We start from the raw sequence: 15,959 nt of genomic DNA, 5'->3' as shown, positions 1-15,959 counted from the left end.
GGTCACCGCGATGACACTCTCTATACTACCAAGGGGGATTCTTTTCTGTAAAATTGATTCTACGCTCATTTCCCCTCATATTTCTTCATTACAGGAATGCTTTCTTATGAAGTTTTCAAATAACAGGCTTTCATGTTATTTCATAATATTATGTATTTATAAATCATTTTACAATAGGCCGAATATCACTTAGTCCTAATTCGAACTGACTTGTCCCCATTTTTTGTTATGACCTTTTCCCTAATTTTGAGTTTCGTTATATTTAAAATAATTAAGAAACTTCCGTATCTTATTCGTTTCTTAGCTATCATTACAAAGTGCTCTTTTTACCTCTTTTTACCTACTTCATAAAAGAAAGTAAAGGAATTGTAATATTTATTTCTGTTTTGATTTCGGGTTTATGGATTCTTGTATGGCGATTATTTATAACGGAGGATTTGAAAACTTGATAAAAAGAGTCTATATAGAGATACACATCTCTTATAGACTCTTTTTTAATACCCTTAGCTGTTACGTTGAACAAAAACCCTTATAACATCCTCAACAATTACAATATTTCAATATACCCTTCTGTTCCATGCACGCGAATTCGTTGTCCATCCTTAATCAGCTTCGTTGCATTTTCTACACCAACCACTCCTGGAAGACCATATTCTCTTGCAATAACGGCTCCATGCGTCATCAGCCCGCCAACTTCTGTAACGAGTCCCTTAATGGAAACAAACAATGGTGTCCAGCTGGGATCAGTAAAGGCAGTAACTAAAATATCTCCTTCTTCCAAGTTGGCTTCTTCCATATTTAAAATAACACGTGCTCTTCCTTCTACAACTCCTGAAGAAACGGGCAAACCTGCTATTGCCTCGGCAGGGAGATTTTTTCTTTTATAATCACCTGTAATGATCTCACCATCTGATGTCATCACACGTGGCGGAGTCAGTTTTTCGTATGATTTATATGCTTTTTTCCGTTCACTGATAATCTGATAATCCAAGTTGTTTGTTCGTACAGCTTCATGAAGTTCTTCCAAAGTGAGGTAGTATATATCTTCTTTTTCATAAATAATATCCGCTTGTACGAGCCGTTCAGCTTCTTTTAGCAAAGCTTGTTTATAAATGAAATAACGACTAATAAAGCCATATTTGGGATATTCCCGATAACCAATAACATTCCGCATTAAACGAATTACCCGCTTCACTTCTTTCGCTTTTTGCCTCCCATCGGGTAATTGCTCCAAGCGTCCAAGAAGCTTTTGTTCTTTTTTTAAAGCATTTTGCCGTCCTTGGTCAAATTTTGTTTTGCTGGCACCAGCTTCAAAGTTTTTAATATTATTAAGAATCATTGGGACAAGTATAGACGGTTTTTCACTCCAACGCGTTTTTGTAATATCGATTTCCCCGGCACAGCGCATACCATATTTGTTCAGATAAGCATAAATGGCATGTTGAGCCTCTTGGCCACCTTCAAATTCGGTCAATTTATCTAGAAAATCATCCTCTTTAACGCCTTGTAAATACGCAATTACTTCCGGGTAAGGGCGAATGACATCTGCCACATCTAATAATTCCAGTCCCATCTCTGAAGTAATATTGTTTGGTACAGATTGCGACAGTATATCTGCCACGTTCTTTTCTCCCAGCCATTTATCCATTTTTTTATTAATCCATACAGGAGCCTCTAAAGCAGTCATGATTACTTTCGAGCTTTGCGGATCAAATAAGATTTTCTTTAATCGCTGAAGGTCTTCCAGAATAAAATCAAACAAATCCGCTCCTGAATAGGCTTGGATAGTCTGTTTTAATTCATCTACAGATGCTTGATTGCTTTTGATTAAGTCAGAGACAATCGTGGAGTCATTTTCAATTTGTGAGTGAAAACCGATCGAATCCATCGCTTTATCACGATTGGTGAATGCTGGTTCATGATCGCCATTTGGCAAAGGTTTGCTAAAATCTCCCCGCTCAATAAGACTCATTAAGGCATCTTTTATGAGCGGATCAGACTCTCCAAGGGTTTCTATCAGCGTTTGTCTACTGTCAGGTGTAGCCAGTCGCGGTGCAATATCAACAAATAACCTCCCGCCAGCTTGATGCATTGGTGCTGGAGTTGTTGACAGCCAGAAGGAAATTCCTAATGGCTTCATAGGATCCGTCATCATTTGTTGATGGCCGACAGATACATAAACATGTTTTTCTGCATCATTCACTTCAGGGACGGGATATAACGTCGTAATAGGACGACTCTGGACAATATAAAATGTATCATCAACCAAACACCATTCAATATCTTGCGGCATTCCAAAGGAAGCTTCAATTTCACGTCCGATACTGGCCAGCTGTAAGATTTGTTGATCTGTAAGTGTTTGAGCCTTTTGTTGTTCCGGATTCAGCTGATGTGTATTTGTCCCTCCATCTTTTCGTCCATAGATAGCTAACTTTTTATCGGCTATCATCTTATCAATGATTTTTCCTTCTTCGACTTTATAGCAATCAGCTGACGTCAAACCGGAAACGAATGCTTCTCCCAGGCCAAAACCAGCATCAATCGATAGCAGTTTTCGGTTGGAGGAGATGGGATCTGCCGTAAATAAAATACCTGAAGCCTGTGGGAACACCATTCTTTGAATGATAACAGATAAATAAACTTGATTGTGATCAAATCCATGTTGTATCCGGTAAATTACTGCACGATCCGTAAATAAGGAAGCCCAGCATTTTCGGATATGCTGTAAGATGGCTTCTTTTCCGATAATATTTAAATACGTGTCTTGCTGACCAGCAAAAGAAGCATAAGGCAAATCCTCGGCAGTGGCACTGGAACGAACCGCATAAGCATGTTCATCACCGAATTTAGAGAGTTTGTCGGTAACCTCTTTCACTATATCAGCAGGGATTTCTGTTTCTATGATGGCTTGCCGTATCTTTTTGCTGAGTTCACCAACGTGGTCTCGGTCCGCTGCTTTTAACGTTGCTAATTGATGTATCAGTTCTTTCAATCGATCATTTTTTTGGATGGATTTTTGATATCCAGCTGTCGTGATACAAAATCCTTCAGGCACCTTTATCCCCGGGATTTTTGATAATTCCCCTAAATTTAGCCCCTTGCCTCCAACGTTCATAAGCTGTGTTTTGTCCATTTCCTGAAAACCGATAACCAAAGAACGCATTCTACATCTCTCCTATTCGCTATGGTTCTATTGATTTTAGCAGTAGTAAATGGGAATAAACAGTCTATATTTACTTTTTTGTATATGCTATAATTAAACTAGAAAGAGTTAGCGTTCCATTTTCGAAAGGCAGCCAGACCTTAACCTAATCACCTGATTTTCTCCACGTACAGCAGCTCATATCCCTTTTAATCTGCAATACATATAGTTATACATTTTTTTCTTCTAACCTGTGATTCAATAATCAACCAAACATTCTACAACTCATTAAATTTGATTTGATAACAAAATGCCAATTTTCTATAATAATCTTTTTCCACTAAGTCGGTCGGCTTTATTTTAGTGGCAGGGCTCTGAAAATATTCCAAGCCGGCTATTTTCAGCATATTATAGACAAACTGGGAACAAAACATAATATTGGGACGGATAGAGAATTTAGTAACCAGCCCGACAAAATTATACGCACTGCCTGTTTCATTAATTTCCTTTACTTTATCCATAATTATCTCTTTTTGTGCCTTTGAAGCCTCCAGGCTGTAGACTAATATTTCCGCATCGTCCTTTTTGTGAAATTGTGCTAACTGTTCTTGGTTCAGGCCGGGTGGGGAAACTTTTTCTCCGCCGTTATAACTCACAATCGTTTTTAAGTCTCTGTCAAAGCTAAGTGAAACATGATTATAAACTTTTTGTGTAAAGACAGAGATCAGTTCACTTGCAGGACTTCCGGTACTTGAAATGACAATATACAAATGTTCATCAGCTAAACTCCGCTGACATTCCGCAAAGAAGGCATCGGTTAAGGTATTTTTATTTAAATATTTCGTATAGCTGTGCCTGGGAAGATCCTCCATGATTTCATTTAGGTTTTCCCGGGATAAGGAATTTCTGCCTTTCTTTAATTTATTCCCCAAGCTGAAAGTACTTTTTTGCATTTCTTTCATCATGTTAAAACTGATTGCAGTGGCGTCCTTTACAGATTGGGAAAAGACGTTTTGTATCGTATACAGATAATTAAAATACAAAACAAAAAAAGGAACCAGCATAAAAATAACCGCAATCATTTTCTTTATTAGAAATACCATACCTGTATCGATACCGGAAAATACAAATAAGGTATTAAACACCTGTTGCGCAGACATAATGAGTAAATAAATAATTGTCAAAATGATTTTTGTTGTTTTTTTACTCTGTGATAACCATAAATGGCCAATCAAAATCACTGCCACCACGGCATAGATGACTGCATATAAGTTTAGATGCTCTACAGAAAGCAAAAATATCAAAAAGAATACAAGCAGCACATTTAATAAAATTAGATATATCTTCTTTATATTCATTGTTCTCTCCAGGTTAAATTAGTTTTATGAATAATAATCTATAGAAAAAAATTTTCTTCTACATACCATAATAGATTAAAAATCCCTTCTCTGAAATGAAAAGATAGCTATAACAGATGTAATGACCAGCCATAGAATCAATATAGTCATACTGGTAATCGCACCGGTTGCTTCAAACGATTCTGCTCCAGCTGTACCAGATAAACTGTGTATTGCCGATTGAGGCAAAATCGGAAGAAAGACTTTTTGGAGCGAATCGGGAAACATTTGAATCAGTGCCGGGATTGCCAAAATGATGATAGAAAAAGCAATTCCTCCACCGCTGTTCTTGAAAAGAATGGTTGCCGCAACGGTAAGCAGGCAATAAAATACTGGCATCAGCAAGACTCCAAAAACAAATTGCCGGATATCCGAATCGGCTAAGCTGGCAAATGACATGTTATTTACCATCAGAATGAGTTGGCTGGACAGGTAAGTGAGTGCTACGGTCAGGATGCTCACTGCTATGGACAGTAGAAAAAAGATGAGATATTTTCCCAAAAATAGTTTTTTCCGATTCGGAACGGCTGCTAAAGAAGTGTAAATGGTTTCTGCGGTAAATTCCCTCGATATCGTTAACGCAGTAAAAATAATCAACAAAATACTGGCTAGATCCACGCCTAGCATATTTGCGGAAACAACCTCCATAACAGATAAATCTGTAATTGCCGTACCCTGTGTGACGTTGGTTGTTACAGCAAAGATAACCCCTATCAATAAACTGATTCCAATGGTAAAAGTCAAAAAGACTTTGGAAAAGGTAAGAAAGAAAATCTTTTTATATTCCGCTTGAATGATATTCCTCATTCGCTTTCCCTCCCTTCCGCCATCAGGTTATCCGTTGAAACGTAATCTGCTTTTCCTTCCGTTAATTCTACAAATAATTGTTCCAAGGAAGGCTGTACCTTCGTTAATTCGTATAAGGCAAGCTGTCCTTCCTTCGCTGTTAATCCAATTTGTTTTATATCTAATTGATAAACCTGCAGCACGTCATTTTTCACCTGTTTCACCTCTGCCCCTTTTGCAGCTAATAAACGCTGTAATTTATGATTATCTTCACACTTTACCTTTACAAAGGAGCCGAGACTGTTTTGTGCTAATTCATCGATGGTCATATCCGCAATTAATTTACCTTGGGCAAGGATAATCATTCGATCCGCTATCATTTGCATTTCACTCATGAGATGACTGGACACAAGTACTGCTTTCCCTTCCCGTGCCAGCTTCTTTGCTAATTTACGCAACCAATGAATCCCGTCTACGTCTAATCCGTTAAAGGGTTCATCTAAGATGACTGTTTCCGGATCTCCCAGAAGAGCAGCAGCGATTCCTAAACGCTGTTTCATTCCTAAGGAGAATGTGCCGATTGGTTTGTCTTTTACATTTTCCAACCCGGTTTCCATCAGCATGCTATCTACTCGTTTTTTGGAAATACCGCTAGCTGAAGCGAGGATTTCTAAATGCTGCTTGGCAGTTAATTTTGGATTTACTGCATCTCCGTTAATTAAAGCTCCTACTTTAGAAATAGGAAGCTTTAAATCTTTATAGGCCTGCCCATCAATCGTTACACTGCCCCTGCTTGGGTTCATCAGTCCCAATATCATTTTCATTGTTGTGGATTTCCCTGCGCCATTTGGACCTAAAAAACCTGTCACCACGCCTGGCTGGATGACCAGTGATAATTGATTGACGGAGATGTTATCCTTAAATGTTTTCGTTAAATGCTTCATTTCAATCATTTTTGTTCCTCCAGTCGTCAGACTTGCCTGAAGATAAGTAGTGGTCTACCGCCTTATCGATAAACGCATTGGTAAAGTCAATCAGCTGCCGGTCCTCCTTTGGCCATTGCTCCCGGTTTTTATAGGAATCTTTATAAACATCGAGCAGCTCCTGACTCCCGCCTGAAATACTTACAACCATTTCAATCCACCTTTTAGCAAAGTCTTGTCCTTGCTCACTCTCTGGATGAATAGCATTCAGTATGTGTGCGACCGCTTCTAATATCAGTGCTTTCCAGTCCCAATATACTTCCAAAATCGCTTCCTCATTCTGATAGTGCTCCATAAAGGTATCTTCAGATTTTTTATCAAAGGAAACATCTTTATATTGATACACCGTGTCCTTGTTTAAAGAGATAATTAATTGCACCAAATTTCCTAAAGGAAGGGAATCATTTTTTTCAATGCCAGCCAAGCTCGCTTCAATCATCGCAATATTGCTTTTGATATCATGCAGCTTATAATAAAAAATTTCGCGCTGTTTTTCTAATACGTGACGAAGCTGCTCAGCAGTTGTGGTTTCTTCTAACAGCTTCGTAATATCTTTGATTTTTAATCCTAATGATTTATAGAACAGAACCTGTTGCAGCCTGGTTAAGTCTGATTCTGTGTAATATCTCCGTCTGCTTGTTTCGCTTTTTTGTAACGGTACTAATTGAATATTATCGTAATATTGTAACGTCCGGACGGTGACACCAGTCAGTTTGGAAATTTCTCCAATCGAAAACTTCCTTTCCTTTTCCATGAATACACCTCCTGATTAATATTAAATCACATTACGCAACGTCATTTGCAAGTACGTAAAATGGGATTATTTTATTTTTTCATTATGTACCGGTTTAAGCGAGGTGTTGCGTTCAAAAATGCCTTCCCATTTTAAAACTCCAACAAAAATAACCCCTTCTCTGCATTTCAAAACAGGAAGGGATTATTATGCTGCTGACCTTGCCTCCGTGTTTTTCGGCTAGGTTTTTACGATACCTAACATAACCATCCACACGCAGTATCAGCGTATAATTCTTGAATTTGCATCAGTCAATTTACGGAATTTAAGTTAACTCATCCATTCGTTCAATAAGGCAAGGTAATTACGGAAGATGCTTCTATCTAATGAACTAAGGATGCTCTCAAATCACGAATTCCATGTTCCAAATAACCCTTTAAACAAGTTAGCGTATATACCCAGCCTTCTTTTTGTCCCAGCATTTTGTTTACTGCTTCCGGATCATGTTCATTAATGCCTGATTCGTTCACTTCAATAATGGTACTTGTATGATCAAACTCTTTTAGGGTAAGGCTAACAACTGTTTCTTCATTAGCTTCTTCACCCCATGAAAATTTGATTTTCTTGTTTTCCTCGATGGTTAATACATTTATTTTACCTTCTGCTCCATATTCATCATATCTCAATGTAATGGACTTCCCTTCTTCCCATCTCTCGGAGCTCGAGGAGAACCAGTAATTTCCGATTTTCAAAGGATCTACGATTGCTTCGAACACCTCATTAGTCGGCTTATGTATTTTAAGTTTTGTAGTTACTTGCGTATCCATAACAACATCAACTCCCCTTCAGATGATTTAATACTTCTTTATCATTATACCCTACCGTGCTCCTCCTTACTTCTTAATTTACTAAATTGGCGGTTAGTTTATGTTCACCTCGTCACTATTTCTATTTATTTTATCAGCATATTTCATATCTTAAGGATGATTTTCATTTTCAGGAATATAGCCAAATTATTGATCAGTTACCTTATTTTCACCATAACAAAAACCACCAGTCACACTAGTGGTTTTGATTTTTTGCAGATAATATTACTTTATTCTCCTGTTTCCGAAAAACGTTTCATTCTTTCTCCTATTTGGTCACGGACGTTTTGGAATACAGCCCATTTTTCCTCTTCATTCCCTTGAGCTTTGGCCGGATCATCAAATCCCCAATGGTCACGTTTCACTTGTGGCGGTGTCATTGGACATTTATCCGCAGCATCTCCGCATAAGGTTACCACAAAATCCGCATTATTTAAGATTTCCGGATCAATCATATCGGATGTTTGATTAGAAATATCAATATTGACCTCTTGCATTGCCTTTACGGCATTTGGATTTAAGCCATGTGCCTCAATGCCTGCACTTTTCACTTCCCAAGCATCTCCAAGATGTTTTTTCGCCCAGCCTTCAGCCATCTGGCTTCTGCAAGAGTTTCCAGTACATAAGAAATAAATTGTTTTTTTAGACATAATCATTCTCCTTGTTAAAATAGAATTAATGTTAGATAGAGACCTGCTAATGTAATCAATAAGATGGGAAGGGTTAAAATAATCCCTGTTTTAAAATAAGTGCCCCATGAAATCTTAACGCCTTTTTGAGATAATACATACAGCCATACTAATGTTGCTAAAGAACCGATAGGTGTAATTTTGGGACCTAAATCTGAACCGACTACATTTGCGTAAATAAGAGCTTCCCGCAACACACCGGATGTATTTGTTTCCGCAATGGCTAAAGCGTCAATCATTACGGTAGGCATATTATTCATGATAGAGGACAGAAAGGCTGCAATAAATCCCATGCCAACCGTTGCAACAAACAATCCTTGATTAGCAACTGTTTGAATCAAACTTGCAAGTGCAGAAGTAAGCCCAGCATTACCTAAACCGTAGACCACCACGTACATTCCAATAGAGAAGAATACAATATTCCATGGTGCACCTTTCATCACTTCTTTCGTATTAACAGCGGTACTGCGTCTTGCCATGATGATAAAGGAAATCGCAATGATTCCAGCAATAATGGAAACAGGTACATGGATAAATTCACTCGTAAAGTACCCAATTACTAATAAACCAAGTACAAACCAGGATAGACGAAACATTTTTAAATCCTTAATCGCTTCACTTGGTGTTCTTAATTTCGATACATCATAATTTTTAGGGATGTTTTTTCTAAAATAAATTAATAATACCGAAATCGTGGCGATTAAAGAAAATAAGTTTGGAATAATCATTCTTGAAGCATATTCGACAAATCCAATCCCAAAGAAATCGGCTGAAACGATATTAACTAAGTTACTAACAATAAACGGCAGGGATGTTGTATCAGCGATAAACCCACTTGCCATGATAAATGGAAAAATCATTTTTTCTTTAAAATTCAAGTGACGTACCATTGCAAGTACAATCGGTGTTAGAATAAGTGCTGCACCATCATTCGCAAATAAAGCTGCGACAATCGCACCCAAAATGCTGATATAGACAAACATCTTGATTCCATGCCCTTTTGCAATTCGTGCCATATGTAATGCTGCCCATTCAAACAATCCAATTTCATCTAATACTAACGAAATAAGAATAATGGCGACAAATGATAATGTTGCATTCCATGTGATGCCTATAACTTCAAGTACATCACTAAATCCCACTACTCCTGCGAGTAAAGCAATAACAGCTCCTCCCATGGCAGACCAGCCGATATTTAAATTCTTCGGCTGCCAAATGACCAGAACGAGGGTTAATACAAATATTAAAATGGCGAGTAGAAGTGTTGCTGACAAAATAAGACCTCCAAACCTAACAGCAAGAAATACGTATTCCTTTTTCTTCCAATTCTTTTAATTTATCATTTTGATTCGGTAATTGATCCAAAATTGGTTTGATGAATGAATAATACGCACTCTTACTATTGACCGAATAAAATATCCATTGTCCTTTTCTTTCTTCCTTCACTAACTCCAAATCTTTCAGTTTGCGTAAATGTTGGCTAATGGATGGTTGGCTCGATTGAAATATTTCAACGAACTCACAAACACAACAAGTCTGTTCATCCATTAGTTTCAACATAGTCAGCCTTGTTTTATCACCAAGTAATTTTAAAATCCCGGCAGCCTTCTCCATGCTGATTGTTGTTTGTAACATCTAGATTCCCCTTTCACTATCCTAATGTTATATAATTATATAACTATTCACTTATATATACAATAAAAACACTTTTTCCACAGTTGCTGAATATCCGTACAGCAATCCCCTATGACCTGCTCTCTTCAATTTATTTTAGGAATATCTATCCTCTAATCTTTTAACCACGCCTTCAGAATAAAGTAAAGATATGTAGTAGCTTAATGCTGCTAAAGTATAAATTAATAGACTCCCCAATCAAAAATTTGAGTGTATAAGTAACTCCTACATTCAAGTGCCGCTCCTATTACTAGTTCTGCAATTGCATAATTTAAGACGCTCCACCCTTTCACTTGCCTACATAACACAATATTCAAGAATAAATTATTCTTTGACCGCTCTCTACGAATATAACTCCAGAGTCTTCTGACAATTAATCATTAAAAAATCATGTATAATAGTTTCATACATATTTGCATGCAGCTTTATAATCTAAGAAGTATTCTACAGCAGGGTCATGATGGGACAGTTGCGGGCAGTGAATTCGTCCGGCTTGCTGCTTTACAAGAGGAAGCGGCATGATATCAATGTATTGGTGAATAAAAACAATCATAGAAAAGTAGGGGTAATATGACATATGTAGCTGTTTTTGATATTGGAACAACAGCAGTAAAAGGAATTTTGGTGGGTAAAGACGTGCAGCTTATGGAAGAACATTCGGTTGAGTTAACAACCTTTGTATCTGAAGAGGGATTAATCGAACAACAACCGGCAGATTGGTGGAAAGCGGTCATACAGATTACATCGCTTTGGTGGAAAAACGGCATTTCTCCTGAATCTGTTCGGGCAATAACCTTTTCCGGTCAAATGGAAGATGTCATTTCCATTAGTGAAGCGGATACGTATCTCGCTATTTTATACTCTGACATGAGAGCTGGAAAAGAAGCGGAATGGGTACATAAGCAGTGTCCGGAAATTCGCAGTCATACAGGGAATAATGTGAGTGCCTCAACACCACTGGCTAAAATAAAATGGTTGGAAAAGCATTCCCCTAACCAGTATGAGAATACAAAGAAATTTGTATTTAGTTCAAAGGACTATGTTATTTATAAACTGACGAATGAAGCAGTCACCGATCCAATAACTGCAGCAACTACGGGAATGATGGATCTTAAAAATCGTGTCTGGAACGAGACAATCTCTCAAACTTGCAGGATTAACGAAGAAAAATTACCTAAATTACTAGAAGCAGATAGTGTCGTAGGAACAATCACCGAAGAAGCTAGTAAACTCACCGGATTTTCGACATCTACTATTGTCATCAATGGAACAGGAGATGCGGGAGCAACCACCCTCGGAGCTGGGGCAGTCCATGAAAATGATTGTTATTTTTATATGGGGACAACCGGCTGGCTAGCCATTGTAGAAAAAAATAAAGGACAGTTAGACTCCTTATCCGAAAGTCATTTTAATCTGGCTTTTGTGGAAAAATCACATCGTATCTCGGTGGCACCATTACTTAATGTGGGGAATGTCCACCAATGGGCAGCTCAATTGTATATTGACCAGCATGTTGCACATAAATATGAAACATTTGAAACGCTAATCGAACAAACGGAACCAGGCAGCGGCGGTGTATTATTTTTGCCTTATTTGAACGGGGAACGGAACCCAATGATTGATCCAAACGCTAAAGGAGCCTATTGGGGAATTACCCCGCATACAGAGAGGAAAGATCTAGCACGAGCAGCCCTGGAGGGTGTCACTTTCTCCTTAAAACAAACATTAGAAATGTATGAGTTAAAGGACCAACGCACGATTACATTAATTGGCGGCGTGTCAAAGAGCAATCATTGGTGTCAAATGATGACAGATATTATGAACCATCCCATTCGAGTTCCATTAAATAGTGCGTATCTGCCATCTATCGGGGTGGCGTCTACGGCTTTTATCGAGCTGGGATGGTGTGAATCTTATCGGCAGTTTGTGAATACGTTTGTCAGAAACATCCCAAGTAAAGACTATACGCCGAATCAAGAAAGAGTAGCAGTTTATGCAGCACAATATGAGACTTTTAAGAAATTACATCCTGCTTTGCAGTCGGTGTATAGGTGAATGTGCTTTGGGGCTGTTTTGTGGCTGTTTAGGTTGAATTTTCTTCATCAGAAATTAGCGCTTGACTAGATTTTACGTTACATGCTGTCCTCTTGGATAGTAATCTCTTTGAACTTAAATGAATTATTTGGTAACAGCCACATTATAATAATTCAACAAAAAATAATCCCTTCTGTGCATTTTAGAACATCTTATATGATTTTCACCATCTTTTCAATTATCGACAACCACTTTACTTTAAAAAAATAATTGGACTCTAACACAAATTAAAAAAACTTCAGTAATACATAGTTGCCAAAAACCATCCTTCTACCGCGCTGGCTAACATAAAGGCACCAGCTAAAGCAGTGATTGTAGCAAGAATAATCTCCATAAGATATGCTAACCTAGAAGTTCTTTTATATTAATTCAACTGTAGACAACTTATAAACTAGTGTATTAAAAAATTTATTGAACGTTTATAGTAATTAGAAGTTTTTACATTAAATAGAAATTTCAACTATTTACAAGTATGAAAAAACCAATCCTAGTATCTAAGATTGGTTTTTTCATACTTATTTCCATTTACAGTTAATTAAGCTCCTTAAAGAAAATATTTATCGTTGAAGCGAAACTATTAACTATAGCTTATCCCCAAATTATAATATTCTATCTTATTTATTCACAGAATAAGAATCATCTATCTCACCAATATCTTCCTTCTTTTGTTTATTATGATTCTTCTTATATAAAAACACTCCTAAGATCGCAAGGACCCCTAAAATATCTGTTACATAAGATGGGTAAATAAGCAAAAGTGCAATTATTAGTAAAAAAATTCTCTCCCATACGTTGAGGTTAGTTATAAACCAACCTTCTAAAGCTGCCGCTAAAGCCATTACTGAAATGATTGCAGTAATAGCACTAAGTATAATATCAAACCAGTTCCCCATCATCAGTAATGAATTATTAAATACGAACAGGAACGGCAGTATGAATGCAGCAATAGCCAATCTACTAGCCATAAACGCTGTTCTAATAGGAGGTGATCCAGCAATATTTGCTCCAGTAAATGCTGCTAATCCTACTGGTGGAGTAATTCCAGATAAACTAGCAAAATAAAAGATAAACAAGTGAGCTGCTATTGGAATTACTCCTAATTCTGATAAAACAGGTGCTAGAATGGATACTACTAATAAATAGGATACGGTAGTAGGTAATCCCATACCAAAAATGATGGCTGTAATCATTGATAATACAAGAGCCAGCAAAATACTCCCGCCAGACATACCAATAACCAAACTCGCAACTTTGCCACCTAGTCCTGTTAAACCTATGACCCCAATCACTAATCCGGCTGCAGCTACCGGAGCAACGATACTAATAAGTCCTTTTGAAGCTTCAAAAAGAGAATTACCTAAAGTTTTTAAGTTAGGTCTTGTCTCCTTCTTAATAAAACTTAAAATTATTGAACTGATTAAGGAATAAAATGCTGCTTTAATTGGTGAATACTGAAAGACTACCAACATAATTATTAAAATAACAAGCGGAGTTAATAGATAACCGCTATTTATTAAAAGTTTTCTCCAACTCGGAATTTCATCTTTAGACAGCCCTTTCAATCCTAGCTTAGCGGAACGAAAATCTATAGAAAACCAAATAGTAACAAAAAATATAATCGATGGAATCAAGGCCGCATACATTACCTCTAAATACGGAACACCTAAAATTTCCGCCATAAGAAAGGCGCCTGCTGCCATTACAGGTGGCATAAATTGACCACCAGTTGATGCTGCTGCTTCTATTGCACCTGAATATGTCTTACTATAACCCAATCTTTTCATCATAGGAATTGTTAGAGATCCAGTTGCTGCTACATTTGCAACTGCACTTCCGGATATACTTCCAAACAAACCGCTAGCAATTGTTGCCATTTTTGCTGGTCCTCCTCGATAACTGCCAGCTACAGATTTGGACAGATTTAAGAATACATCTCCTACACCGGTTAAATTTAAAATTGCTGCAAATACGATAAACATCGCCACAAATGTTACCGTTACTGCGATTGGGGTACCGAACATACCATCATAAGTAAACAGAGTAGTAATGATTCTGTTATAAGAATATCCACCATGACCTAGATTTCCCGGTATGAATTCACCAAATAAAGCATATAAAAGAAATGCTATTGTTACTATCGGAAGAGCGATTCCTACCGTTCTGCGGGTTATCTCCAAAACTAACAAAATAGCTAATGTTCCAAATATTAAATCTAAAGTTGTTGTATGAATTCCTCCCCTTCCTAATATTCCCTCGACTTCTTGAATAGCATAGCAAAAAGTAACAACTGATATTATCATTAAAGAAATATCAAGCCAACGATATTTAGATTTAAATATTCCAAAAATTAATACAGCAGACAAAAGGATAATTAATGATCGGAAAAGACTTGGCGATAAAGGATTAAAATTTAATGACCACACAATTAAAATTGGCAAGGAAATTCCTATTACCTTAATTATAAAATTCAAGCTCTTTCACCACCTGTTCACATATTTTAGTAGTAAAATACCCCTTATAATACTTTAATCAAATTATATTAAGGTTCCTCCTTCTAAAAGAGAGGAACCTTTTACTTATCTTTTATTTATTCCGGTTTCAAGTCTTCAGGAATTTCTATGCCTTGGTCTTCAAAGTACTTAACTGCTCCAGGATGATATGGAATTGTAGTTTCTTCTACGTTTTCATATAACATACCACTTGCCATCTGTGGCCATGTTTGCTCAATTTGTGACTCATTTTCATAGATAGTTTCTAGAAGATTATATACTTGCTCTTCAGATATATCTTGACTAACTAGCAATAAGTTGTATAATCCAAGCGCCTCTCTACCATCAGGTACTGCATTATAAACATCTGGAGGAATAGATAAAATAGGATAAGGGGGATTTTCCTCTAAAAATGCTTCATTTTCTTCCTCAGATAAAGTAACAATCTTCACCTCTTCACTAGTTTCTAATTCAGTAATTGCTTCTGAAGGCCATGCTATTGAAAAACCATCTATAAGACCATCCTTTAAAGCATCCGCTGCATCAGAGGTCGGTAAGTTTTGTATATCTGGTTTAATCCCAAAGGTATTAAATACCCTACTTGCGAATACTTCATTACCACTCCCTTTTGGACCAGAACTATAACTTTTTCCATTCAAATCATGTATAGAATCAATTCCGTTTCCTTCCAAAGTGACAAACATCCATACCCCCGGCCATCCGGGCAAAAGAGTTCTTAATTTTTCATGAGAATTTCCTTCAAAGGTAAATTTACCATGATAAGCCTCCCATGCAACTTCGGTTGAAGAAAAAGCAAGGTCTACTTCACCAGCTTGTAAAAGTTCAACATTATTTACAGATGACCCAGTGACCTCGACATTTGCCTGAACTCCTTCGATATTATCATTAATAACACTAGAGACAGCAGTTGCACCAGAATGAAAGCCTCCCCCTATTGTACCCGCAGCAATCGATAAATTATTTGACATACCTGAAGAACCTTCAGAATCATTAGAACAGCTAGCAACAATTAGGGTTAAGGATATAGTAATAATTAATAAAATTATCCGCTTCATTCACTTACCTCCAAATTGATTTAAAGTAGT

At 37.1% G+C, this 15,959-nt stretch carries 12 protein-coding genes; 1 reads left to right on the top strand and 11 read right to left on the bottom strand.

Annotated elements, in window-relative coordinates; translation table 11 throughout:
* Nucleotides 1–547 precede the first annotated feature (547 nt).
* From ppsA to ACFO3P_RS15150, 9 genes are all read right to left on the bottom strand, one after another.
* Nucleotides 548–3,163 (bottom strand): phosphoenolpyruvate synthase, encoded by a 2,616-nt coding sequence (ppsA, locus tag ACFO3P_RS15190; RefSeq protein ID WP_379542507.1) that lies wholly within the window; start codon nucleotides 3,161–3,163, stop codon nucleotides 548–550.
* A 257-nt stretch (nucleotides 3,164–3,420) separates the two neighbouring features.
* Nucleotides 3,421–4,500, bottom strand: coding sequence for a hypothetical protein (locus ACFO3P_RS15185; RefSeq protein ID WP_289585036.1), 1,080 nt, complete (start codon nucleotides 4,498–4,500; stop codon nucleotides 3,421–3,423).
* A gap of 75 nt (nucleotides 4,501–4,575) precedes the next feature.
* Nucleotides 4,576–5,346, bottom strand: coding sequence for an ABC transporter permease (locus ACFO3P_RS15180; protein WP_289585035.1), 771 nt, complete (start codon nucleotides 5,344–5,346; stop codon nucleotides 4,576–4,578).
* Nucleotides 5,343–6,278 carry an ABC transporter ATP-binding protein gene (locus tag ACFO3P_RS15175; RefSeq protein ID WP_289585034.1) on the bottom strand — a complete coding sequence of 312 codons (936 nt, stop codon included), beginning with the start codon at nucleotides 6,276–6,278 and terminating at the stop codon, nucleotides 5,343–5,345. The genes ACFO3P_RS15180 and ACFO3P_RS15175 overlap by 4 nt, the downstream gene beginning before the upstream one ends.
* Nucleotides 6,271–7,062: a MerR family transcriptional regulator gene (locus ACFO3P_RS15170; RefSeq protein ID WP_289585033.1), complete on the bottom strand. Its 792-nt coding sequence runs from the start codon at nucleotides 7,060–7,062 to the stop codon at nucleotides 6,271–6,273. Before ACFO3P_RS15170 ends, ACFO3P_RS15175 begins: the two co-directional genes overlap by 8 nt.
* A 362-nt stretch (nucleotides 7,063–7,424) precedes the next feature.
* Nucleotides 7,425–7,868 carry an SRPBCC family protein gene (locus tag ACFO3P_RS15165; RefSeq protein ID WP_289585032.1) on the bottom strand — a complete coding sequence of 148 codons (444 nt, stop codon included), beginning with the start codon at nucleotides 7,866–7,868 and terminating at the stop codon, nucleotides 7,425–7,427.
* Nucleotides 7,869–8,137: 269 nt separating this feature from the next.
* Nucleotides 8,138–8,557, bottom strand: a complete 420-nt coding sequence (gene arsC / locus ACFO3P_RS15160) for an arsenate reductase (thioredoxin) (RefSeq protein ID WP_289585031.1) — start codon at nucleotides 8,555–8,557, stop codon at nucleotides 8,138–8,140.
* 14 nt (nucleotides 8,558–8,571) lie between these two features.
* Complete coding sequence (locus ACFO3P_RS15155) at nucleotides 8,572–9,870, bottom strand: arsenic transporter (protein ID WP_289585030.1); 1,299 nt, start codon at nucleotides 9,868–9,870, stop codon at nucleotides 8,572–8,574.
* Between the two features lie 16 nt (nucleotides 9,871–9,886).
* Nucleotides 9,887–10,231, bottom strand: a complete 345-nt coding sequence (locus ACFO3P_RS15150) for an ArsR/SmtB family transcription factor (protein WP_193064593.1) — start codon at nucleotides 10,229–10,231, stop codon at nucleotides 9,887–9,889.
* Nucleotides 10,232–10,840: 609 nt separating this feature from the next.
* Between ACFO3P_RS15150 and ACFO3P_RS15145 the strand changes: the two genes are divergently transcribed.
* Nucleotides 10,841–12,325 carry a xylulokinase gene (locus ACFO3P_RS15145; protein WP_289585029.1) on the top strand — a complete coding sequence of 495 codons (1,485 nt, stop codon included), beginning with the start codon at nucleotides 10,841–10,843 and terminating at the stop codon, nucleotides 12,323–12,325.
* Between the two features lie 653 nt (nucleotides 12,326–12,978).
* Here ACFO3P_RS15145 and ACFO3P_RS15140 read toward each other — a convergent pair.
* Together ACFO3P_RS15140 and ACFO3P_RS15135 are read right to left on the bottom strand one after the other, a co-directional pair.
* Entirely contained in the window at nucleotides 12,979–14,835 is a 1,857-nt protein-coding gene (locus ACFO3P_RS15140) for a TRAP transporter permease (RefSeq protein WP_289585028.1), read from the bottom strand.
* Nucleotides 14,836–14,951: 116 nt separating this feature from the next.
* On the bottom strand, nucleotides 14,952–15,929 hold the full coding sequence (locus tag ACFO3P_RS15135) for a TAXI family TRAP transporter solute-binding subunit (RefSeq protein WP_289585027.1): 978 nt from the start codon (nucleotides 15,927–15,929) through the stop codon (nucleotides 14,952–14,954).
* Between the last annotated feature and the right edge of the window lie 30 nt (nucleotides 15,930–15,959).

Origin of the sequence: Oceanobacillus aidingensis (assembly GCF_042654105.1) — a bacterium.
In the GTDB taxonomy this organism is placed as follows: Bacteria; Bacillota; Bacilli; order Bacillales; family Amphibacillaceae; genus Oceanobacillus; species Oceanobacillus oncorhynchi.
Note: the sequence above shows the minus strand (reverse complement) of the source record. Positions and strands in the feature narration are given on the sequence as shown.

Coding starts and splice junctions, on each gene's coding strand:
- ACFO3P_RS15150 (WP_193064593.1), bottom strand. CDS start 10,231: ATGTTACAAACAACAATCAGCATGGAGAAGGCTGCCGGGATTTTAAAA.
- ACFO3P_RS15170 (WP_289585033.1), bottom strand. CDS start 7,062: ATGGAAAAGGAAAGGAAGTTTTCGATTGGAGAAATTTCCAAACTGACT.
- ACFO3P_RS15145 (WP_289585029.1), top strand. CDS start 10,841: ATGACATATGTAGCTGTTTTTGATATTGGAACAACAGCAGTAAAAGGA.
- ACFO3P_RS15180 (WP_289585035.1), bottom strand. CDS start 5,346: ATGAGGAATATCATTCAAGCGGAATATAAAAAGATTTTCTTTCTTACC.
- ACFO3P_RS15135 (WP_289585027.1), bottom strand. CDS start 15,929: ATGAAGCGGATAATTTTATTAATTATTACTATATCCTTAACCCTAATT.
- ACFO3P_RS15165 (WP_289585032.1), bottom strand. CDS start 7,868: ATGGATACGCAAGTAACTACAAAACTTAAAATACATAAGCCGACTAAT.
- ppsA (WP_379542507.1), bottom strand. CDS start 3,163: ATGCGTTCTTTGGTTATCGGTTTTCAGGAAATGGACAAAACACAGCTT.
- ACFO3P_RS15175 (WP_289585034.1), bottom strand. CDS start 6,278: ATGATTGAAATGAAGCATTTAACGAAAACATTTAAGGATAACATCTCC.
- ACFO3P_RS15185 (WP_289585036.1), bottom strand. CDS start 4,500: ATGAATATAAAGAAGATATATCTAATTTTATTAAATGTGCTGCTTGTA.
- arsC (WP_289585031.1), bottom strand. CDS start 8,557: ATGTCTAAAAAAACAATTTATTTCTTATGTACTGGAAACTCTTGCAGA.